Source organism: Paenibacillus sp. JJ1722, assembly GCF_048282685.1.
Taxonomy (GTDB): domain Bacteria; phylum Bacillota; class Bacilli; order Paenibacillales; family Paenibacillaceae; genus Paenibacillus; species Paenibacillus polymyxa_B.
The window spans coordinates 3,287,279-3,308,174 of sequence record NZ_CP182500.1 but is presented as its reverse complement, the minus strand read 5'-3'; the positions used below and the strand labels follow the sequence as shown (position 1 = coordinate 3,308,174).

18 protein-coding genes are annotated in these 20,896 nt (G+C 44.5%); 13 read left to right on the top strand and 5 right to left on the bottom strand.

Annotation, left to right across the window (positions count from 1 at the left end; all coding sequences use genetic code 11):
* The first annotated feature begins 46 nt into the window (after positions 1-46).
* Complete coding sequence (locus ACM1ND_RS14490) at positions 47-739, top strand: response regulator transcription factor (RefSeq protein ID WP_023988976.1); 693 nt, start codon at positions 47-49, stop codon at positions 737-739.
* A 65-nt stretch (positions 740-804) separates the two neighbouring features.
* Here ACM1ND_RS14490 and ACM1ND_RS14485 read toward each other — a convergent pair whose 3' ends face one another.
* Positions 805-1,302: a C40 family peptidase gene (locus ACM1ND_RS14485; protein ID WP_028541710.1), complete on the bottom strand. Its 498-nt coding sequence runs from the start codon at positions 1,300-1,302 to the stop codon at positions 805-807.
* A gap of 280 nt (positions 1,303-1,582) precedes the next feature.
* A complete protein-coding gene (locus tag ACM1ND_RS14480; RefSeq protein ID WP_069080597.1) occupies positions 1,583-2,224 on the bottom strand; it encodes a thiamine diphosphokinase in 642 nt (213 codons plus the stop codon).
* A 141-nt stretch (positions 2,225-2,365) separates the two neighbouring features.
* Here ACM1ND_RS14480 and ACM1ND_RS14475 point away from each other — a divergent pair, with 141 nt between their 5' ends.
* Positions 2,366-2,830 (top strand): low molecular weight protein-tyrosine-phosphatase, encoded by a 465-nt coding sequence (locus tag ACM1ND_RS14475; protein WP_023988973.1) that lies wholly within the window; start codon positions 2,366-2,368, stop codon positions 2,828-2,830.
* A 144-nt stretch (positions 2,831-2,974) separates the two neighbouring features.
* On the opposite strand, the gene ACM1ND_RS14470 is transcribed toward ACM1ND_RS14475, so the two are convergent.
* A complete protein-coding gene (locus ACM1ND_RS14470) occupies positions 2,975-3,709 on the bottom strand; it encodes an alpha/beta hydrolase (protein WP_339200232.1) in 735 nt (244 codons plus the stop codon).
* Between the two features lie 255 nt (positions 3,710-3,964).
* On the opposite strand from ACM1ND_RS14470, the gene pdhA reads away from it, so the two are divergent.
* The 8 genes from pdhA (at position 3,965) to ACM1ND_RS14430 (ending at position 15,343) form a co-directional block, all read left to right on the top strand.
* Positions 3,965-5,032, top strand: a complete 1,068-nt coding sequence (gene pdhA / locus ACM1ND_RS14465) for a pyruvate dehydrogenase (acetyl-transferring) E1 component subunit alpha (RefSeq protein ID WP_013310511.1) — start codon at positions 3,965-3,967, stop codon at positions 5,030-5,032.
* Between the two features lie 100 nt (positions 5,033-5,132).
* Positions 5,133-6,113 (top strand): alpha-ketoacid dehydrogenase subunit beta, encoded by a 981-nt coding sequence (locus ACM1ND_RS14460; protein WP_013310510.1) that lies wholly within the window; start codon positions 5,133-5,135, stop codon positions 6,111-6,113.
* A gap of 34 nt (positions 6,114-6,147) precedes the next feature.
* Complete coding sequence (locus ACM1ND_RS14455; protein WP_028541707.1) at positions 6,148-7,761, top strand: 2-oxo acid dehydrogenase subunit E2; 1,614 nt, start codon at positions 6,148-6,150, stop codon at positions 7,759-7,761.
* Positions 7,762-7,764: 3 nt separating this feature from the next.
* Positions 7,765-9,186 carry a dihydrolipoyl dehydrogenase gene (gene lpdA / locus ACM1ND_RS14450; protein WP_023988970.1) on the top strand — a complete coding sequence of 474 codons (1,422 nt, stop codon included), beginning with the start codon at positions 7,765-7,767 and terminating at the stop codon, positions 9,184-9,186.
* 254 nt (positions 9,187-9,440) lie between these two features.
* Positions 9,441-10,235: a thymidylate synthase gene (gene thyA / locus ACM1ND_RS14445; RefSeq protein ID WP_023988969.1), complete on the top strand. Its 795-nt coding sequence runs from the start codon at positions 9,441-9,443 to the stop codon at positions 10,233-10,235.
* 17 nt (positions 10,236-10,252) lie between these two features.
* The gene (locus tag ACM1ND_RS14440) at positions 10,253-10,741 is read left to right on the top strand and encodes a dihydrofolate reductase (protein ID WP_053325596.1); all 489 of its coding nucleotides are present in this window, start codon (positions 10,253-10,255) and stop codon (positions 10,739-10,741) included.
* 238 nt (positions 10,742-10,979) lie between these two features.
* Entirely contained in the window at positions 10,980-12,467 is a 1,488-nt protein-coding gene (locus tag ACM1ND_RS14435; RefSeq protein WP_076265275.1) for a glutamate synthase subunit beta, read from the top strand.
* Positions 12,468-12,994: 527 nt separating this feature from the next.
* Positions 12,995-15,343: a DNA topoisomerase 3 gene (locus ACM1ND_RS14430; RefSeq protein ID WP_418026195.1), complete on the top strand. Its 2,349-nt coding sequence runs from the start codon at positions 12,995-12,997 to the stop codon at positions 15,341-15,343.
* Positions 15,344-15,412: 69 nt separating this feature from the next.
* Here ACM1ND_RS14430 and ACM1ND_RS14425 read toward each other — a convergent pair whose 3' ends face one another.
* Entirely contained in the window at positions 15,413-16,177 is a 765-nt protein-coding gene (locus ACM1ND_RS14425) for an HAD family hydrolase (RefSeq protein ID WP_028541704.1), read from the bottom strand.
* A 66-nt stretch (positions 16,178-16,243) separates the two neighbouring features.
* Positions 16,244-17,161: an ArsR family transcriptional regulator gene (locus ACM1ND_RS14420; RefSeq protein WP_310165809.1), complete on the bottom strand. Its 918-nt coding sequence runs from the start codon at positions 17,159-17,161 to the stop codon at positions 16,244-16,246.
* A 437-nt stretch (positions 17,162-17,598) separates the two neighbouring features.
* Here ACM1ND_RS14420 and ACM1ND_RS14415 point away from each other — a divergent pair, with 437 nt between their 5' ends.
* From ACM1ND_RS14415 to ACM1ND_RS14405, 3 genes are all read left to right on the top strand, one after another.
* Positions 17,599-18,756, top strand: a complete 1,158-nt coding sequence (locus ACM1ND_RS14415; RefSeq protein ID WP_418026194.1) for an MFS transporter — start codon at positions 17,599-17,601, stop codon at positions 18,754-18,756.
* A gap of 82 nt (positions 18,757-18,838) precedes the next feature.
* Positions 18,839-19,564: a phosphonate ABC transporter ATP-binding protein gene (locus tag ACM1ND_RS14410; RefSeq protein ID WP_023988962.1), complete on the top strand. Its 726-nt coding sequence runs from the start codon at positions 18,839-18,841 to the stop codon at positions 19,562-19,564.
* Positions 19,561-20,895, top strand: a complete 1,335-nt coding sequence (locus tag ACM1ND_RS14405; protein ID WP_310165795.1) for a hypothetical protein — start codon at positions 19,561-19,563, stop codon at positions 20,893-20,895. The genes ACM1ND_RS14410 and ACM1ND_RS14405 overlap by 4 nt, the downstream gene beginning before the upstream one ends.
* Position 20,896 lies beyond the last annotated feature (1 nt).

Below are 20,896 nucleotides of genomic sequence, written 5' to 3'. Positions count from 1 at the left end.
GTTCGTATCCAATGTAATGCTATGTCCAAACCAGGTGGGTGAAAAGATGAGCCCGTTAATTTTACTTGTGGATGTAAATGAAGCGTCTCCCGTAATTGTTCTTCCATTGGAGCAGGCAGGTTATCAGGTGGTACATGTTAGCAATACATCGGATGCAAGCTCTTATGCAGCCCACAATCCGGTGAATTTGCTACTCCTGAACATAGGAGATGAACAGGCGGATACACAAGGCTTGATTCGCATTTTGCAGCAAAACCATCCTCATGTCCCGCTATTTGCAATGACTTCATCAGATGAGGAGGACCATATTGTTTCCTGCTTTGAACAAGGGGCACATGATGTGATCGTTCTGCCCTTTTATCCAAGAGTTTTTCAGGCAAGAGTGGCTAATTTATTGCGGATTTTTGGTATTGAACGTGATGTGAAAAGGGCGATCGAAGCGGGTGATTTACATATAGACAATGCAAGCAGAATGGTGAGCAGAGGGGGACAAAAACTGGAATTAACTCCGAAAGAATTTGATCTTTTGCTTCATCTGGCGATACATCTTAACCAAGTTTGTAGCAGGCAGCAAATTCTGAAGGATGTTTGGAAACATGATTATATCGTTGATACGAACGTGGTAGACGTCTATATCAGACATTTGAGGGTTAAAGTAGATAAAGGGTATAAGTTTAAAATGATCCGTACGGAACGAGGTATTGGCTATTCACTCAGAACACCAACAGTATCAGAATAGCATAAGGCATATAAAAAAGCCGGAACTTTTCGTCCCGGCTCGCATATTTCAAAATGAGTTTCATATTACAGCACGCGGCGTGCTTTAATGTATGTTCTTTTCCAGTTGCCGGAGTTCAAATCGGAGATGGTCACGCCAGGTCCGCCGTAAGTGTGTAAAATTTTACCCCCGCCCATATAGACTGCTACGTGGGTAATGTTGCGTCCTGTGGCACGGCTACCGCTTGAAAAGAACACTAAGTCACCTTTTTTCAAATTGGACTTGGATACGGCATGTCCGACTTTAGACTGTTGAACAGAAGTACGTGGCAAATCCACTCCGTATTTCTTGAATATGTGCTTCATGAAAGAAGAACAGTCAAAATTACGTGTAGTGCTCGTGGAAGCTCCAAACTTATAAGGAGTTCCCATATATTTTTCACCGTAGTTAATTACTTTTTGGCCTACTGAAGTAGTAGTGGCAGCTTGTGCCGTATTTGTTCCCTCAATTGCAAAAGTACCAAAGCCGATAGTGGCTGCGACCCCTGCTATAATTACCTTTTTTATGATTTTCTGCATATTCATGTTGTAAGTACCTCCAGAAATTGATTTGTGCAATATTTTGCTGAGTTGCTAACTAACTGACAGCGTTGAGTATAACAGTTTTGAAACCGCCTAATAGTTGGAAAAGAACTCTCAAATGCTTGAGGGACAAGACTTACACAGCGTTTATTAAAAAACGATTAAAAATTACAATTTGTAAAAAATATATCGATTCATAGATCTCTATAAACGGAAAAACCCTTGTTAATCAAGGGTTTTGAGTGAAAGAACAATCTGAACAATGGTTACAACAATGTCATAATTAATCCTTGCTTTGAATAACGAGTAGTAGACCGCTTTTGATGGAAATCGTACCTTTTGAAGCCGTTAGCTTATTACTGACAGCACGCGATTGTCCCATTTTGAGGGTGGCATTATGTAGCGGATACATAAATCCTTCCAGTTGTATACCTGTTACTTCGGCAGTCATAGGAAGCAGCGATGTATATGTATAGCCCATAGGCTGGATCTCAAGCGTTGATCCGGTGAGCTCAATATAATTATGTGCGTCCATAATAGCGCAGCTAATATGATGCTGCATTGCGCGTACCAATATTTGAACATTAGCTAATGTGTGATCCATCCGGGTGCCAGTCACACCAAGCAACAATACATGATCTACGTGCTCGTCCATAGCGATTTCCAAAGCAAGCTCAGTATCTGTTAAGTCTTTAAGTACTGGATCACACGCAATCATACGTTGGCTTGCTAATTCTACCTTTTCTTTTTCCTCTGGTGTGATCGAATCAAAATCTCCTACAGAGACATGTGGTGTAATACCGTGTTCGATCAGGAAAAGAGCACCTTTATCTGCACCTATAATAAAATCATCGGGTTGTATTTGATGTAAATCTTCTTCATTAAGACGACCGCCTGAAAATACAATCGCTCGTTTTTTTGTCATAATCAACATCCTTTCTTTCTGATACGATCCTATATATACCATCGTTTTTAAGTATACCGCGTTAAATATGGCTTGCACAATTTTGGAGGACACGGATACAATGAAACAGAAAAAAGGAAGTGTAATAGGAAGGAGAACGAAATGATTAACGTTTTGTTTGTATGTTTGGGCAATATTTGCCGCTCTCCGATGGGGGAGGCGATACTGAGACATAAAGCGCAGGAACGGGGATTGGGTGCAGAAATCGGGGTAGACTCGGCCGGGACAGGCGACTGGCACATCGGAAATCCCCCGCATGAGGGAACACTAAAGCAACTTAAGCTGCATGGAATCAGCGAACAAGGCATACAGGCGAGGCAAGTAACGGGCCGCGATTTTGACGCGTTTGATTATATTGTGTGCATGGATGACTCCAATGAACAAAACATGCGTAAGATTGCAGGTGGGGCGGAGGCTGATATTCTAAAATTTATGGATTTGCTCCCTCAAGAAAAATTAAGAGAAGTACCCGACCCGTATTTTACAGGGAATTTTGAAGAGACCTATCGATTAATGGACGCAGGGTGCGACGCCTTGCTGGACAAGATCATAGAAGAAAAGCTATAATGTGAACGAAAGATGACGGCAATAATTGCCGTTTTTCGTTATACACTTTTGAAAGCGTAACCAAATTATGAAAAAGAGGAAGGAGCTTTATGACCTATTAGGTCAATGCTCTCATTCCCCTTAGTTACCTGGAAGAATATTTACTCAGGCGCGATCCAAAAAATACATTAGCGCGTCAGGCAACTCGTTTTGCCAAAAGCCCCACAAATGTTTGCCATCCTTTTCACGGTAAGAAACTTCAGCGTTCCGTTCGCGCAGCAAATCTGCACATTGACGGTTAAGCTCTACAAAGTTGTAAATGCCAGTATCACTCTCAAATGCATCTTCCTGAAGGCCAACTGTCATCCACACCCGCAAATGAGACAGATCTTTCTCACGGGCTATGATTTCCTGCGAAGCTTTATAGTAAGCACCTGAGAGGCTGATAATGCGGTTGAACAGCTGAGGATACATCAAAGCCAAATGCAGAGACACACTGCCTCCCAGTGAATCCCCCGCCAAAATGCGGGACGCTGCATCTTTTCTTATAGGATACTTTTGCTCTACATAGGGAATAATTTCTTCTGCAAAGCAGGCGGTATACGCCTCAAAACGATTGCCAAAGGGAGCATACTCCTGAGTTCTGATTTTGGTGTTCACTTCCACTCCTACAATAATGAAGGGTTCGACGCCCTCATCTAGAATGAGGCGGTTGGCGTGAGTTGCAATGCGGCCAAAATTGAAAAATTCTTCTCCGTCCTGACAGTATACGACCGGGTAGCTCAATATTTCATTATAGCCGGGCGGCAAATAAATCCGGAGAGTTCTGGTCTCGCCAAGAAAGCGGCTGTCTACTTCGTCTTTAAGGATGGTTCGTTTTAAATACCGAGAATCCGTCATTTTTCGTCACCTTTCTTGGGTATTATTTTGCATTCGGGATCACAATAAGTTAAGATTACCCTGATTGCAATAGATGTTTAAAATTTCAATCATGTACTAAGCTGTTATAGTAAAAAACATACCCTGTTACACACACAAAAATGTGGCAAACTCAAAAAAAATAACTAAATCTTTGACGCGAGCGATATAACAGGTGTATAATAATCCTATAACAGCGGAACTTGATATTCAAATTTTTTTGTTGAGGTGAAGAAAATGAGCAAGGTTCCTTATGAAGTTTACACAGAGGAAGTTGAGGCGCTGTCCGTACTTTCTCCAGATGGTGAAATTATCAATAAAGATATGTTGCCTAAACTTACAGATGATCAATTGAAAGAAATTATGTATCGAATGGTATTTACACGTACTTGGGATGACCGTGCCGTTAACTTAGGCCGTCAAGGACGTCTCGGTTTCTACGCTCCGGTATCCGGACAAGAAGCAACCATGATTGGTAGCGAATATGCGCTCCAAAAAGAAGACTTTATTGCTCCAGGCTACCGCGATATTCCGCAAATCGTTTGGCATGGCCTGCCATTATACCAAGCTTTCTTGTATTCCCGTGGTCATCAACACGGCGGCCAAGTGCCGGACGGTGTTAATGTACTGATGCCGCAAATCATCATTGGCGCGCAAATTTTGCATGCTATGGGTATTGCGATGGGTTACAAACTGAAAAAGCAAAAACAAGTCGCCATTACATATACAGGTGACGGCGGTTCTTCCGAAGGTGATTTCTACGAAGGCCTGAACTATGCTGGTGTATACAAGTTGCCAGTTATTTTCTTTGTGCAAAACAATGGTTACGCGATCACGACTCCATTCTCAAAACAAACGGCTGCTCTTTCGATCGCTCATAAAGCAGTAGCTGCTGGTATTAAAGGCGTGAAAATTGACGGCATGGACGTGCTTGCAGTTATTAAAGCCGTTCAAGAAGCTGCAGAACGTGGACGTAATGGTGAAGGTGCTACATTGATTGAAGCTGTAACGTACCGTTTCCGTCCGCATTCCCTTTCTGATGATGCAACAAAATATCGTTCCAAAGAAGAAGAAGGCGAATGGAATGCGAAAGATCCGATTGCCCGCTTTGCGAAATACCTTGAGAAAAAAGGTCTTTGGACTGAAGAAGATACAGCTCGCGTAAAAGAAGAAGCTAAGGCAAAAGTGAACGAAGAGATCAAAAAAGCCGAGAAAACAGAGAAAATGACAATTCCTGGCCTGATTGATAGCATGTTCGAAACAACGCCTAAGCACTTGGAAGAACAAAAAGCTGATTTTAAATAATTGAACTTAAAAGAGACCGGGCGGTAACCCGATCCGGTCTGCTTTTCGATTGACCTGAACTGAAATTGATCTGTCAATGTTTAAGGAGGAAATGAAGCAAATGGCACAAATGAACATGAAAGAAGCGATTCGTGACGCACTGCGCGTAGAGTTGAAACGCGACCCTAACGTCCTGCTTTTCGGTGAAGACGTAGGTCATGTAGGTGGCGTATTCCGCGCTACGGAAGGTCTGCAAAAAGAATTTGGCGAAGAACGTGTATTCGATACTCCGCTAGCGGAATCCGCAATCGGGGGTCTTGCTGTGGGTCTGGGTATTCAAGGCTTCCGCCCTGTAGCTGAAATCCAGTTCGTAGGCTTTATCTTTGAAGCACTCGATCAAATGGCAATTCAAGCATCCCGTATGCGTTACCGTTCCGGTGGACGTTACAATTCTCCAATCGTATTCCGTACACCTTTTGGTGGTGGTGTTAAGGCAGCCGAGCTGCATACAGATTCCTTGGAAGGTCTTCTGGCTCAAACACCTGGTATCAAGGTTGTTGTTCCTTCCAACCCTTACGATGCAAAAGGCCTTATGATCGCGTCTATACGCGACAATGATCCAGTATTTTTCATGGAGCATTTGAACCTGTATCATGCATTCCGCGCTGAAGTTCCTGAGAATGATTACACAGTTGAACTGGGCAAAGCTAATGTAGTTCGTGAAGGTTCCGATGTGACGATCATTACTTACGGTATGATGGTACACACTTCGATTAAAGCTGCTGATGAGCTGGAAAAAACAAAAGGTATTAAAGTAGAAATCATTGATTTGCGTACCATTAGCCCGATTGACATTGATACCGTTGTTGCTTCTATTCAAAAAACCAATCGTGCCATCGTTGTTCAAGAAGCGCAAAAGAGTTCCGGTGTAGCTGCTGAAGTTATTGCACAAATTAACGAAAAAGCAATCCTGCATCTGGAAGCACCCGTTCTGCGTGTAGCAGGTCCAGATACCGTTTATCCTTTTGCTCAAATTGAAGATACTTGGTTGCCAACGCCAACACGTATCATTGATGCGGTTAATAAAGTATTGGAATTTTAATTAAAGCACACCGTAAATTTGGGAGGTTTTAAACGTGGCTAAATTTGAATATAAATTCCCGGAGCTAGGTGAAGGTCTTCACGAAGGCGAAATCATCAAGATTCACATCAAGCCCGGCGACAAAGTAACAGATGAAGATATCATCATGGAAGTACAAAACGATAAGGCTGTAGTTGAAGTTCCTTGTCCGGTTAATGGTACAGTACAAGAAGTATTTGCCAAAGACGGCGACATCTTTAACGTAGGTCAAGTCGTAGCTGTAATTGATGCAGAAGGTGAACTTCCTGAACAAGAAGATGCACCAGAAGCACCAGCTGCTAGCCCTGAACCAAGTGCTGCTGCACAAGGCGGAGCTGCAGGTACAGCTAGATTTGAATATAAATTCCCAGAGCTGGGTGAAGGTCTTCACGAAGGCGAAATCATCAAGATTCACATCAAGCCCGGCGACAAAGTAACAGATGAAGATATCATCATGGAAGTACAGAACGATAAGGCAGTAGTTGAAGTTCCGTGTCCAGTCAATGGTACGGTTCAAGAAGTATTTGCCAAAGACGGCGACATCTTTAATGTAGGTCAAGTTGTGGCTGTAATCGCTGCAGAGGGCGAACTTCCTGAACAAGAAGATGCACCAGCTGCTGTGAAACAAGAAGAGGATGCTGCAAAAGGCGGAGCTAACACAAAACCAGCTGCAACACCTGCTGCTTCTAACAAAGACGTATTGGCTACACCTAGCGTCCGCAAATTTGCTCGTGAGCAAGGTGTAAACATCGCTCAAGTGAGTGGCTCCGGCAAAAATGGTAAAATCACCAAAGAAGATGTAGAAGCTTTCAAAAATGGTGGAGGTCAAGCGGCTGCACCAGTAGCGAAAGAAGCTGCAAAAGCACAAGAGCCTGCTAAGAAAGAAGCGAAAGCTGCAGCACCATCCGCACCAGCAGCAGATCCACGTGCTGAGGAAGAGCGCGTACCATTTAAAGGTATCCGCAAAGCTATTTCCAATGCTATGGTTAAATCGGCTTATACGGCTCCGCACGTTACGATTATGGATGAAGTAGATGTAACTGAACTGGTTGCTTTCCGTACTCGTATCAAACCAATTGCTGAGAAGAAAGGCACAAAAGTAACTTACCTGCCATTCATCGTAAAAGCTTTGGTTGCTGCTTCCCGTCAATTCCCGGCTCTGAATGCCACGATCGACGAAGAAGCAAACGAAATTGTCTACAAAAAATACTACAACATCGGTATCGCTACAGATACAGACAACGGCTTGATCGTTCCTGTTATCAAAGATGCTGATCGTAAGAGTATCTGGATGATTGCTGATTCCATTCGTGATCTAGCTGTGCGCGGTCGTGATGGAAAATTGGCTGCGAATGAGATGAGAGGGAGCACAATCTCCATCACTAACATCGGTTCCGCAGGCGGTATGTTCTTTACTCCAATCATTAACTTCCCTGAAGTTGCGATTTTGGGTACTGGCCGCATCAGTGAAAAAGCAGTCGTGAAAAACGGTGAAATTGTAGCTGCTCCAGTAATGGCTCTTTCCTTGAGCTTTGACCACCGTATTATTGACGGTGCAACTGCTCAAAACTTCATGAACTATATCAAACAGCTGCTCGCTAACCCTGAGTTGCTTGTTATGGAGGTGTAATCAATGGTAGTAGGAGACGCTTCTCTGGATATTGACACATTGGTTATCGGTGCGGGTCCTGGCGGCTATGTAGCTGCCATCCGTGCCGCACAATTGGGACAAAGCGTATTGATCGTTGACAAATCTGAGCTGGGCGGTGTCTGTCTGAACCGTGGATGTATTCCATCCAAAGCTTTGATCTCTGCAGCTCATCAATACGAAGCAGCTAAACATGGCGAGTCTTTCGGTATTACGGCTGAGAACGTAAAAGTAGACTTTGCTAAAACACAAGAATTCAAAAACGGTGTTGTTAAGAAAATGACAGGCGGCGTAAGTGGCTTGCTCAAAGGCAACAAAGTTGAAGTTTTCAATGGTGAGTGCATGTTCATCAACGAAAACGAAGCGCGTGTATTCAACGAACATGAATCACCACGTTACCGTTTTAAAAATGCAATTATCGCAACAGGTTCCCGTCCAATCGAACTGAAACCATTCCCATTTGGCGGACGCATTCTGTCTTCGACAGAAGCATTGAACCTGCCTGAAATTCCGAAAAGCCTGATCGTAATCGGTGGTGGATACATTGGTGCAGAGCTTGGACAAATGTACTCCAAATTCGGTTCCAAAGTAACGATCATTGAAGGTATGGATACAGTGCTTCCTGGTTTCGACAAAGATATGACTTCGATCGTTGCGAAAAGCATGAAGAAAACTGGCATCGAAATCTTCACTGGCGCTAAAGCGGAAAGTGCAGAGCAAACAGATAAAGACGTAACAGTGAAATTCTCCGTTAACGGCGAAAGCAAAGAAGTAACTGCTGATTATCTGCTTGTAACTGTTGGACGTCGTCCAAACACTGACGGTGAACTGGGTCTGGATCTGATCGGCCTCGAACTGGATGAGCGCGGAATGGTGAAAGTTGACCACCAAGGACGTACTAGCATTCCTCACATCTTTGCAATCGGCGATATCGTAGCTGGTCTTGCTCTGGCGCACAAAGCTTCTTACGAAGGTAAAGTAGCTGCTGAAGCAATCGCAGGCGAGCCGTCTGTAGTAGATTACAAGTGTATGCCGGCTGTCGTTTTCACAGATCCAGAATGCTCCAGTGTAGGCTACACAGAGACACAAGCCAAAGAAAAAGGCTACAATGTCAAAGTTGGCAAGTTCTCTTATGGAGCAAACGGTCGTGCGGTTTCCCTGAACGCTGCTGAAGGTTTTGTGAAAATCGTAGCTGACGCTGACACAGGTCTGGTACTGGGTACGCAAATCGTAGGTCTGGAAGCTTCCAACCTTATTGCTGAGCTGGGTCTGGCGATTGAAATGGGTGCTACACTCGAAGATATCTCCTTGACTATTCATGCTCACCCTACATTGGGCGAAATCGTTATGGAAGCAGCGGAAGTCGTGCTGGGTCATCCGATTCACGCATTGGCACCACGTCGCTAATACCATTTTTCATTATCTCGTTTTTGGTTTTCATACATGACAAAGAGAGGCAAGGAGCGCTATATCTGCGCTCTTTGTCTCTTTTTTTTCAAGCTTTAGGATTTTCAGGACTACCATGAAAATTCACACAGTACATGGTCAACGAAGCACCGTACATGATAAACTAAATATAGATATTGGTGCAGAAAAAGAATTTTAAAGATTAGAATCTGGCGATGCCAGGTTTTTATTCATGCTCAAAGGAGAGGAATAACGTGCGTAACTATTTGGAACTGCTGGAGGATATTTTAGAGAATGGAGTAAAAAAAGAGGATCGTACAGGAACGGGTACACTATCTGTTTTCGGAAGACAACTCCGTTTTGATCTGGCCAAGGGCTTCCCCTTGGTGACCACCAAAAGAGTACATTTGAAATCCGTTATTCATGAGCTGTTATGGTTTTTGCGGGGAGATACCAACATTTCTTATCTCAAGGAGAACGGAGTTACCATTTGGGATGAATGGGCCGATGAGCAGGGCAATCTGGGGCCTGTATATGGATCGCAATGGCGCTCGTGGGAAACAACAGATGGACAACATATTGACCAAATTTCGAATGTCATTGAGGCTATTAAAAATAATCCGGATTCACGTCGACACATCGTCAGTGCTTGGAATGTGGCTGAAATCGAATCGATGAAGTTGCCGCCATGTCATTTTGTATTTCAGTTCTATGTAGCTGGAGGGAAACTTTCCTGTATGCTAACGATGCGTTCTGTGGATACCTTTTTAGGGTTACCGTTCAATATTGCAAGTTATGCATTGCTAACGCATATGGTTGCACAGCAGTGCGGTTTGGAGCCCGGCGAATTTATTTGGTCAGGCGGCGATGTGCATATTTATTCAAATCATATGCAGCAAGTGCATACGCAGTTGGAACGTGATCCTTATCCGTTGCCTCAGTTGAAAATTCTGCGCAAGCCGGATTCGATTTTTGATTATACCTACGACGATTTTGCTTTTGAAAATTACGAGTATCATCCAGGGATTAAGGCGCCTGTCGCCATCTGATTAGAGGAGGTGGAAAAATGGGCATTTCAATGATATGGGCTATGGCACAAAATGGTGTGATTGGCCGGGATAACAAACTTCCCTGGCGCCTCCCTAGAGACATGGCTTTTTTCAAAGAGCAGACGATTAATAAAACGGTACTCATGGGACGCAAGACGTGGGAATCCTTTGGAGGAAAAAGCCTGCCAAACCGACGTAACGTCGTCTTGACTCGAGATCAGCGCTATCAGGCAGAAGGTGCAGAAGTAATTCATTCACTGGAAGAAGGGCTCCAATTAGCAAAGCAGGAGGAGTTAATGGTCATTGGAGGAGCGGAGATTTATTCACTGTTTTGGCCACATGCTGATCGGCTGATTGTGACTCGGATTGAGGAGACTTTTGAAGGCGATACAACCTTCCCTGAGCTGGGTTGGAACGGCTGGAATATAGTCAGTGAGACCCCGGGTATCAAGGATGACAAAAATCCCTATGAGTATCGTTTTGTTATTTACGAGAGAACGGAATAAGAATAGACTGTATCCGACCCCACTCATTTGAAAAATTAATAAACCATATAAAAAATCCTTTTGGCTGTTGATGCAGAAAGTTGCATAAGTTTTCATCACTTTTACGCTGTATTGTGATACAATAAATCAAATTCAACGAGAACAGACCCTTTCATAATACAAACAGACAAATTCGAATTTGACTTAAATTCTGAATGGATGATCGGGGTTCATAAGCGAAGAGATGGGGGAACGTAACATGTCTACACCAACTGGATTTATGGAATACACACGGCAGCTTCCTACAGACCGGGACCCGGCAGAGCGTATAAAGGATTGGGAAGAATTCCATAAGCATATGTCCGAAGAAGAGCTGCGTACCCAAGGGGCGCGTTGTATGGACTGCGGAACTCCTTATTGTCATACGGGGATGGATATCATGGGAGCAACTTTAGGCTGCCCGGTTCATAATCTCATTCCGGAATGGAACAATCTCGTATATCGTGGTTTGTGGAAGGAAGCGCTAGAGCGGCTGCACAAAACGAATAACTTCCCGGAATTCACAGGTCGTGTCTGTCCTGCGCCATGTGAAGGTTCGTGTACAGTCGGCCTGATCGGACAGTCTGTTACAATTAAAACCATTGAGGAAGCTATTATCGAAAAAGGCTTTGAGGAAGGTTGGGTCGTTCCTAATCCGCCAGAAAAGCGTACAGGCAAACGTGTGGCTGTTGTTGGTTCGGGTCCGGCAGGTTTGGCTGCAGCTGCTCAGCTTAACAAAGCAGGGCACAGCGTGACTGTGTATGAGCGTGCGGACCGTGTGGGTGGATTATTGATGTATGGAATACCGTCTATGAAATTAGATAAGAAGGTTGTTCAGCGGCGTGTGGATTTGCTAGAGGCTGAAGGTATTCAATTCATCACAAATACGGAAATCGGCAAAGATATCCCTACCGATCAGTTGATTGCTGAATATGATGCGGTTGTCCTATGCGGTGGTTCTACGAAGCCAAGAGAATTCAACATTGAAGGTAGCGATTTGAAGGGTGTTCATTATGCGATGGACTATCTGAATGGTACCATCAAAAGTTACTTGGATTCCAACCTGGAAGATGGCAACTATTTGTCCTCCCAAGGTAAGGACGTTATTGTAATCGGTGGTGGTGATACGGGTTCAGACTGTGTAGCTACTTCTTTGCGTCATGGTTGTCGGAGTGTCACTCAATTTGGCACTCACACCAAAGCGCCTATGGAGCGTGACCCGATTGCCAATCCTTGGCCACAATTTCCAAACGTGTATTCTCTCGATTATGCACAGGAAGAAGCGAAGGCGCTGTTCGGAGAAGATCCGCGTGAGTTCTCCATCATGACGACCAAATTTGTAGGTGATGAGAACGGTAATTTGAAAGAGCTGCACACCATTCAAATTCAACGGATTGTTGATGAAACGGGGCGCAAAATCTATCAACCGATTCCAGGTACGGAGAGCGTATTCCCTGCACAAATTGCTCTTATTGCCATTGGATTTGATGGTCCTGAGCAAACGATTGTAGAGCAAATTGGTTTGGAGACGGATCGTCGCTCCAACGTTAAAGCACGTTATGGAAAATATGTTACCAATGTAGATAAGGTTTTTGCTGCAGGTGATATGCGTCGCGGACAAAGTCTTGTCGTGTGGGCTATTAATGAAGGTCGCGAAGCTGCACGAGAGGTTGATAAATACCTCATGGGCGCTACCGTTTTGGTGTAATTATAAATTTTATGTTACGGATCAGTCAAAGCTCCATCTTCGGATGGGGCTTTATTGTATTTCAAGCTGAGTCTGTCAGAAGCGAAAAATGAATAAATGATTATTAAGCTGTGAAACATTGTGAAATTTATGTTAGTTAATGTAACTCGAATTTAATTATCTCACCATATATTTCTTATCTATATTGATCATAACATAAAAAAGAGTGTTTAGTGTAGCTTTTTTATAGAAAAAAGAATTAATTCACAAGAAAATTAGATAAAATCCGATATTTATGTAATATAAATTAACATATACATAACTTTTATTGACTGTTTAAAATCATGACCTGAGAGAAGCATGGCATCTATGGTATAATACACGTATATTGTTGAAGCGTTTGACTAAATGAATTTACAAAGGAGCTTTCATCGGGAGAAGGCTCCTTTTGCATGAGGCCAGGATACCTGTGTTTTCATTAACATTCCATGTATATGTATGATTCATGGAGGAGAAACAGAAGGCCGTCAGGAAGGAATGGAGTATGAATGAAGACGTTGATTATTGCTGAGAAACCAGATATGGGACGGACGATTGCCGCTGTTATGGAGCCGCGGGCTAAAAATAACCGTACCTATTTGGAAGGTGAGAAATACATTGTAACCTGGGCGATCGGACATTTGTTGGGTTTGGCTGAGCCGGATGCATACGATGATAAGTACAAACGATGGAATATTAAGGATCTTCCTATTATCCCTGAGCAGTTCAAAATTGTACCGAATCCGAAAACAAAAGATCAGCTGAAAATGATTGGTGAACTGGCTAAACGCTGCAATGCTATCGTAAATGCTTGTGATGCTGGACGGGAAGGGCAATATATTTTTGCGTTGATTCAGCAGCAATTGAAGTTGCATCAGCCAGTTAAGCGGCTGTGGATTTCAGATTTGACAGCGGAAAGTATTGCGACAGGCTTTGAACGATTGCGAGATGCTTCGGAGTTTGAATTTCTGACTCAAGCTGCGAGGGCACGAAGTGAAGCGGACTGGCTGATCGGAATGAATGCTTCCAGAGCGTTCACAACACGACATAATACACTGCTGTCAGTAGGACGGGTGCAGACTCCCGTGCTGGCACTGATTCATGACCGGGAAAAGGAAATTGAGGCATTTCGGTCTCAAACCTTCTATGATGTATGGGCTGAATTTAAGCAAGATCAGATCAAGTACAAAGGTGCGTGGCAGGGGGATCGGTTGACGAAGCCAGAGGAAGCTGAAGCGATCGCTGCGGCCGTTCGTGGAAAAACAGGTAAAATCACCAAATATGATACTAAGCAGACAAAAGAGTATCCTTTTAAATTGTACGATTTAACGCTGCTTCAACGCGAGGCGAATGCCAAGTACGGTTATTCGGCCAAAAAAACACTGGATGTGGCACAAGCGCTTTATGAGCGTCACAAGGTCATTTCCTATCCGCGTACCAATTCTAACTATGTGACAGAGCAAAATATAGACGGCATGCACAAGGCACTACGGATGCTGGGGACAGGTCCTTATGCTGATCTGGTACAACAAGCCAACCCCAATTTGGTCCATAAACAAAATAAATCGGTCTGCAATCCATCTCGTGTTGAGGATCACCATGCTATTCTGCCGACGTTAAAAAGGCCAGGAACGCTAAGCAAGGAGGAGCAAAATGTATATGACCTGGTTATTCGCAGGTTTTTATCACATTTTTTCCCGCCTGCTGAATATAAAATGCATACCGTAATGACGCAGGTGGACAAGCATCTGTTTAAAACAAATATCAAAGAGCTTCTTTCCTTGGGTTGGAAAGTAGTTTTAAGTAAGGTTGATCAGGATAAAGGTAAAAAGAGCAAATCACCGAAAAAAGAGGATGAAGAGGAAACGGACGAGTGGACGGATAAGAAGTTTGAGATTGATGCGGGGCGTCCCGTGGATTGTGTTCGGGCCGAGATGAAAGAAAAGGCGACTCAGCCCCCTAAAAGCTACACGGAGGGTACATTGCTTAAGGCGATGGAAAGCGCGGGCAAACAGATGGAGAATGAGGAATTGCGTGAGGTCATGAAGGACGCCGGTTTAGGCACACCTGCGACGCGGGCCGCCACAATTGAACGATTGAAAAAGGTTGGCTATATTGAAATGAAGGGCAAAAAGATTCTTATTACGGAAAAGGGAAAGATGGCTATTGACCTGATCCGTCATGCTGGGGTTGATCTATTAGCCTCGCCGGAGATGACTGGTCAATGGGAACGTCGTCTACACCAAATTTCCAAAGGAGAGGCGGCTCAAGAGAAGTTTATGGATAACGTTAAAAGATTTACGTTGTCCATCATTGACAAGGTGAGGCAGCAGCCACCGGCTCCGGCAAATGCCTTTGGCGAGGAAGCAAGGGGAAAGCGTGCAGCTGGAAAAGAAGGCGCACGTAATGCACGCGCGAGTGGAGGCACCGCCGCTAAAGGGGTGGGGCGTGCTTCATCAGGACGCGGTGGAAGCGCAACGCTGGAGCAGGCAGCAGCACCAGCAAGTCGTGCTGCGGGAACAGCGGGTTCCGCTGCACGCAGCTCCTCCGAAGGAGCCTCAGGCTTTTCGGTGAGCCAAAGGCAAGCTTTGGGTAGCTGCCCACGCTCTAATTGCGGCGGAAGCATTATAGAAGGCCGCAAAGGGTATGGGTGCAGCCACTACAAGCAGGGTTGTGGCTTTGTCGTCTGGAAGGAATATGCTGGAAAGCAGATTACCGGAACGATGCTCAAATCTCTGTTGACGAAGGGACAGACGCAATTGTTGTCTTTTAAGCGTAGAGATGGATCGACCGTCAAAGCGCGAATTGTTCTGAATGAACCAGGTACAGGACAACTTAGCGTTCGAGAGGAATCCTGAGACAGGGTTTAGACCACCATTTTGGCTGAATCAAAGGTTGAATAACATTTTTTTTTAAAAAAAGGGACCCTATCCGAGGGTCCTTTTTTGTTGATGCAATTGTATGCTTTCGTGGATAACCCGTGGTACTTCCGTTAGCTTCTGTATCGTATACATCACGGAGTTCACGTTTTTTTGCAATTCAACCATATTGTAAATCCATTCCTTTGGCTGCTTGAGATATACAGCATGAATACCTGCGGCAAGGGCTGGAGATACATCAGTGCGCAGAGAATTCCCGATCATCCAGGTGATGCTTCGGTCCAAGCGATTCATCTGGATGATTTCTTCCAGTGCTTCGACATTTTTATGCTGGCGAATGTAGATGCGCTCATTAAAGTAGGTAGCCAGTTTCATTTGTTCAATCTTTCTTTCTTGAATGATCTGCTCACCCCCAGTATAAAGATGGAGGGAATGCCCTGCTTTTTGGAGGGAGTTCAACGTTTCGACCATGCCTGGATACGGTTCGATTTCCTGTTCGTACACACTTCGGCCAAGAGAGCGAAGCTCCTGCTCTTCCCGAAAATCGAGACGGCGTCCGAATTGTTCCGAGAAAAATTGGTACGTATCTATCAGAGATTGTGGAAAATGCTCGCTGGCAAAGCCCACTTGATGAACTCCAGCCACATCAATTTCGATTTGTTTTTCACGAATCGTATTTTTCGTTAGATTATGAGTTGCAAACCATTCCTGAAGCAAATCGAAAAAGTGGTTGAGGATAAGGTCAAAATACTTGTTGCAGTGGACTAAGGTGTCATCAAGATCAAATAAAATGTGCTGCTTCGGATACGACATGATGCATACTCCTTCCAAGCCAAAGCTTTAACGCTGCTTTGGTTATAACTAAAAGTACAATTTAAATTACAATCCAATATAGGATTCCAAAAATACCTGTAAATCAGCCGCGCCATCGGGACGGATGCTGAATTTTTCCTTATGATAACGTCCGATGTGAATACGGAGCAGACCAGCCACTCGTAAAATCATCATATCAGACATGAGTGTATCTTCCAAACGGCTCAAATCATGGCGCATATCTTCGAGAGACTTAGGACCTTGAGCTACATAACGCAGAATTCGCAGCCGCTGCGGATCATTGACCGCACGAGTGAGCCGTAGCAGAAGCGTAGGCGGTTCTTCCTCGCTCTCCTCGGGAATATCTACCGGATACTGGATCAGCAGTGTGCGGGTATAAAAACAGTATGAATTAATCGGGCGATTATGGACAACCGGAAATAGGACTACTGTATCCAGGTCTTCCATGTGTGGCACGACTAGTCCAGCTGTCGCATACTCAACCAGTGCTTCTGGTTCCATTTTACTCAGTAGCATGCGCTTTTCCGCAGCGTCTTCTTCTGCCAACACACGTAGTTCGCCTTCCAAGGCCCGAAAATAATCACGATCCCACAATCTGAGGAGTGGTGCGTATACCTTACGAATGCGTAAAGATTCTTCAAAGGTTAAAAAAGGGATATGCGGAACGAGCAGCTCAAACATATCTTTATCCGGACCGTGGTCCAAATAAGAGATATAATCAGATATTTCATCCGATTCCGGTCGAAGTAACGCCCAGGCATAGAGTGCGTCATAATCGCTAAAAGGGCAATCCTGAGCTGTAGCAAGCTCAGTACGAACTTCAAGTTGTAGTCGTGCATCTACCTTATCGATCCATTCATGGCCCAAGTCCATATCTTGGACCCACTTTTTAGTCACATAGGCCATGAAGCTGCCGAGCAATTCATAAATTGGAGAAGTGTCTATTTTAATTTGATAACTCATGGAACCCAATGCCTCCTATTCTGTCTTCTAGCCCAGAGCGGTGAACGTAATTAAGCCCGTCCATAAGCAAAACATGAGCATTTTAATAATTGCTCACTTATTTATTATGGCTTGTTCTGCCAGGGATTGTCCACTATAATATGAAATAGTGCGTTGTGACGTGAATGGGTTCGGATTGAACATACGAGGCTCCTTAACCAAAGGAGTCGGATACATACCAGACAAGCTCTTTCCGTAAAATCGTCATCTCAGATGGCGATTTTTTTCTTCTATTCTTTAATACACTAATTACACCTGAATTTGTATGTGTTTGTCGGTTTTGCAGGACGGTATGGAATACATAGTGATAAGAATTATTATTGATTATGGAATCAAATGCAAATCATTTCTTAACATTGATTTTAATTATTTTATTTGTTCGATCAGGAGGAGCTAGGATGTCGTCGTCGTTACGGGTTCATTATTTTATTTTAATTGCTGTTATTATTGTTGCTGGATTATGCCAAGGTTTATTATTACCTATTCTGTCTATCTCGTTGGAACAAATGGGAGTTTCATCTTCACTAAACGGAATGAATGCGGCTGCCCTGTATATTGGCTCATTCGCAATGACGTTGGTGGCAGAACGGACATTGGGCTTGTTGGGGTTCAAAAAGCTGATGGCCGGAGGGCTTGTGCTAGTGCTCATTACGCTGCTGCTGTTCCCGCTAATCCCTGATATTCGGGTATGGTTCGTACTGCGTCTGCTAGTAGGTATTGGTGACAGTGCACTGCACTACTCTGCGCAGCTATGGATATTGCTGGTGACTCCAGCAGAGAAGCGAGGCCGCAACATTTCCTTTTATGGTATGTCATACGGTCTGGGTTTTGCATTAGGACCATTGGGATTATGGCTATTCGATTATGGAATGCTGGTTCCATTCGCTGCGTTGGCCTTATTGTGCTTGCTTGTCTTGCTGTTGGTGTTAATTAAGCTGCCAGACTCTAGACCGGAGAAGCTGGAGTCCGAGGCACGTCCCACTCAAAGATTTCGTCGCAGTTACAGCTGGGCATGGTACGCTCTTTTGCCAGCATTTCTATACGGCTATATGGAAGCGAGCCTGAACAGTAACTTTCCAGTCTATGGCCTACGTATTGGCTTTCATACCGATGAAATCGCCGTCTTGCTACCGTTCGTCAGTTTGGGAGGGTTAGTGCTGCAGCTACCGCTAGGGATATTGAGTGACCGTTGGGGACGTAAAAAGGTGCTAATGAGCGTAGGTATAGCAGGGGGAATGACCTTTATGTTGCTACCATGGAGCGGTAATCATTTTATGTTCACTTTGATATTGCTGACCCTAGCAGGTGGTTTAGTAGGCTCCTTTTTCTCCCTCGGTTTGGCCTATGCCGCTGATCTGCTGCCCAAATCATTTTTAGCAGCCGCTAATGTACTGGCATCCTTTCACTTTAATCTGGGAAGTGTGATCGGACCTAATATTAGCGGAGGATTGCTGGACTATGGAACTCAAGGCAGCATGTTTCTTGTCCTTGGAGGTAGTTACGTTGTTTTCGGATTGTTAGGTCTGTTTTCCAGAAAAAGAGTACCGGCGGTTTAAAACTGCGGTTTGCATGGTATTTGTTTCACATTTACTATAAAATATAAACAGTATTGATGGCGCGCAAAGGGGAATCACTTAGATGATTAAAATTCGGAAGCTGACCAAGCAAGTGGGGCCTGAACGGACCCAGCTACTTCGAGGAATTGATGCTGAAATTCATCAGGGCGAATTCATTGCCATAGTAGGGCCAAGTGGAAGCGGCAAAACGACGTTGCTTCGCTGTCTTGCTTTACTAGAGCCATGGGATGAAGGCAGTTTAATTGTAGGTGGCAATGATGTGCTGAAATCCGGGTGGACGGGCAAGATGAAAATAAAGCGGGAATGGGCATACCTGGAGCAAAACCCGCATCTAAATATGAATCGAACCGCTCTTAAAAATGTGCTCATTGGCAGATCCGGTCAAACTCCAATGTGGAGAATGGTGACCGGTATGGTGCGTTCCGACGATTACATGGGAGCGATGGACGTACTGGAGGATCTGGGTCTGCTGGATAAGGCGCATGATAAATGCGACAAGCTCAGCGGTGGCGAGCGGCAGCGGGTAGCGACTGCGCGTGCTCTCGTGCACGGAGCCAAAGTTATTTTAGCTGATGAGCCTGTAAATGGACTTGATCCAGCTTCGGCAGCGCATGTATTGGAGACCTTTCGCAAGCTGTGTTCTGACGAGCGGGTGACGATCATTACTGTATTGCCGCTGGAAATGGCTGAACGCTTTGCTTCCCGTATATGGGGGTTGAATGATGGTGAATTGGTGTTTGATATTCAGGGAAGACGATTGACACAAGCAGAAAAGAACAAATTGTGAAGGGGACGGCAAGAGAAGTGAAAATAATGCTGTTGAGAATGGTAGCTGGCTGCTGTTCCTTGCTGCTCCTTGCTGGATTTTTAAGCGGCTGTAATGTTATTAGCGATCCCATTTCGCTGATGGAGACACCGACGATGTCTGACGAGAAACAGCAGTTGAATGGTGCAGTGAATACGCAACTAGGGGCGGTACAGCCTTTAAGACCGAATGACCCAGATGACCCGACGCCAATTCGGACGGGTGATCTGAACAATGATGGCACAGACGAAGCAGTGCTCTTTTATGAAACGCCAGATGAGAGCGTAAAAATACATGGTGCCTTGTTTGAAGATCAGGGCGGAACGTGGGTAAAGAAGCTAACGTTTGATGGGGAAGGCACTGTGCTAGAGTCATTTAAGCTCGTGGATTTAACGAATGATGGAACACTCGATATTGTAGCGGGTTTTTCCAGTGGAGATAGTGGCGATGGCGGGGATCAGAAGGGACTCATCGTGTATTCCTATACCGGAGGAACTCTGGAGAAAATATATGCTACAGGCTATACGGACTTCGTCGTAGATGATTTTAACCATAACAAGATGGACTTGAACGGGGATAATTTGAATGATTTGACGATTATCACGCTGCGACGTAATGAATTCTTTACAGTTAAAACATTTCAATTCAGTGGGGGAACCTTTAAGGAAATCGGATCGTTGGATTTGGACAGTCAGGTCTTAGGTGTCTATAATGTCGTTGCTGGCAAGGTAGCCGAGGGTAGGCAGGGGATTGTTATAGACACCAAAATTGCCCAGACCACTACCGTCTCCAATGTCATTGTGATGGATAACGGCAAGCTCAGGAAGCTTAATCTTATGGATGTCACCTTCAAGGATGCGACCATCGCCAGTGGTGATGTGGATGGTGACGGTATTCTGGAATTTGGTAATTTGGAGAAGCCAAAAGGTTGGAGTAACAAGCCGCTGGATGAGGTTCCATATTTTGTGTCGTTCTATCAGTGGGACGGGGCGAAAGGGACGATTTTTAAGCAGCAGCAGTATCGTGATTCTAATGAACAGGTCTACTTCAGATTACCGAAAGAGCTGCATGGCAAGGTGACGATTGATCCGAAAGTTTCGAAGAAGGACAGCTATTTGCGCTTCATTTTGGATGATACAGACAAAACGATAGCGGAAATTAAATTTTTCTCGTTGTCACAATGGGAGCGAAACAACGAAGGGTATAGCCAACTGTGGCGAACGAATGCGCAGGTCATTGGCATTAAGCGATCCAGTGAGCTGGAACCGCGTAAAACCATAAAAAACAAGATGGGGGAAAGGCAGGTAGAGTAGA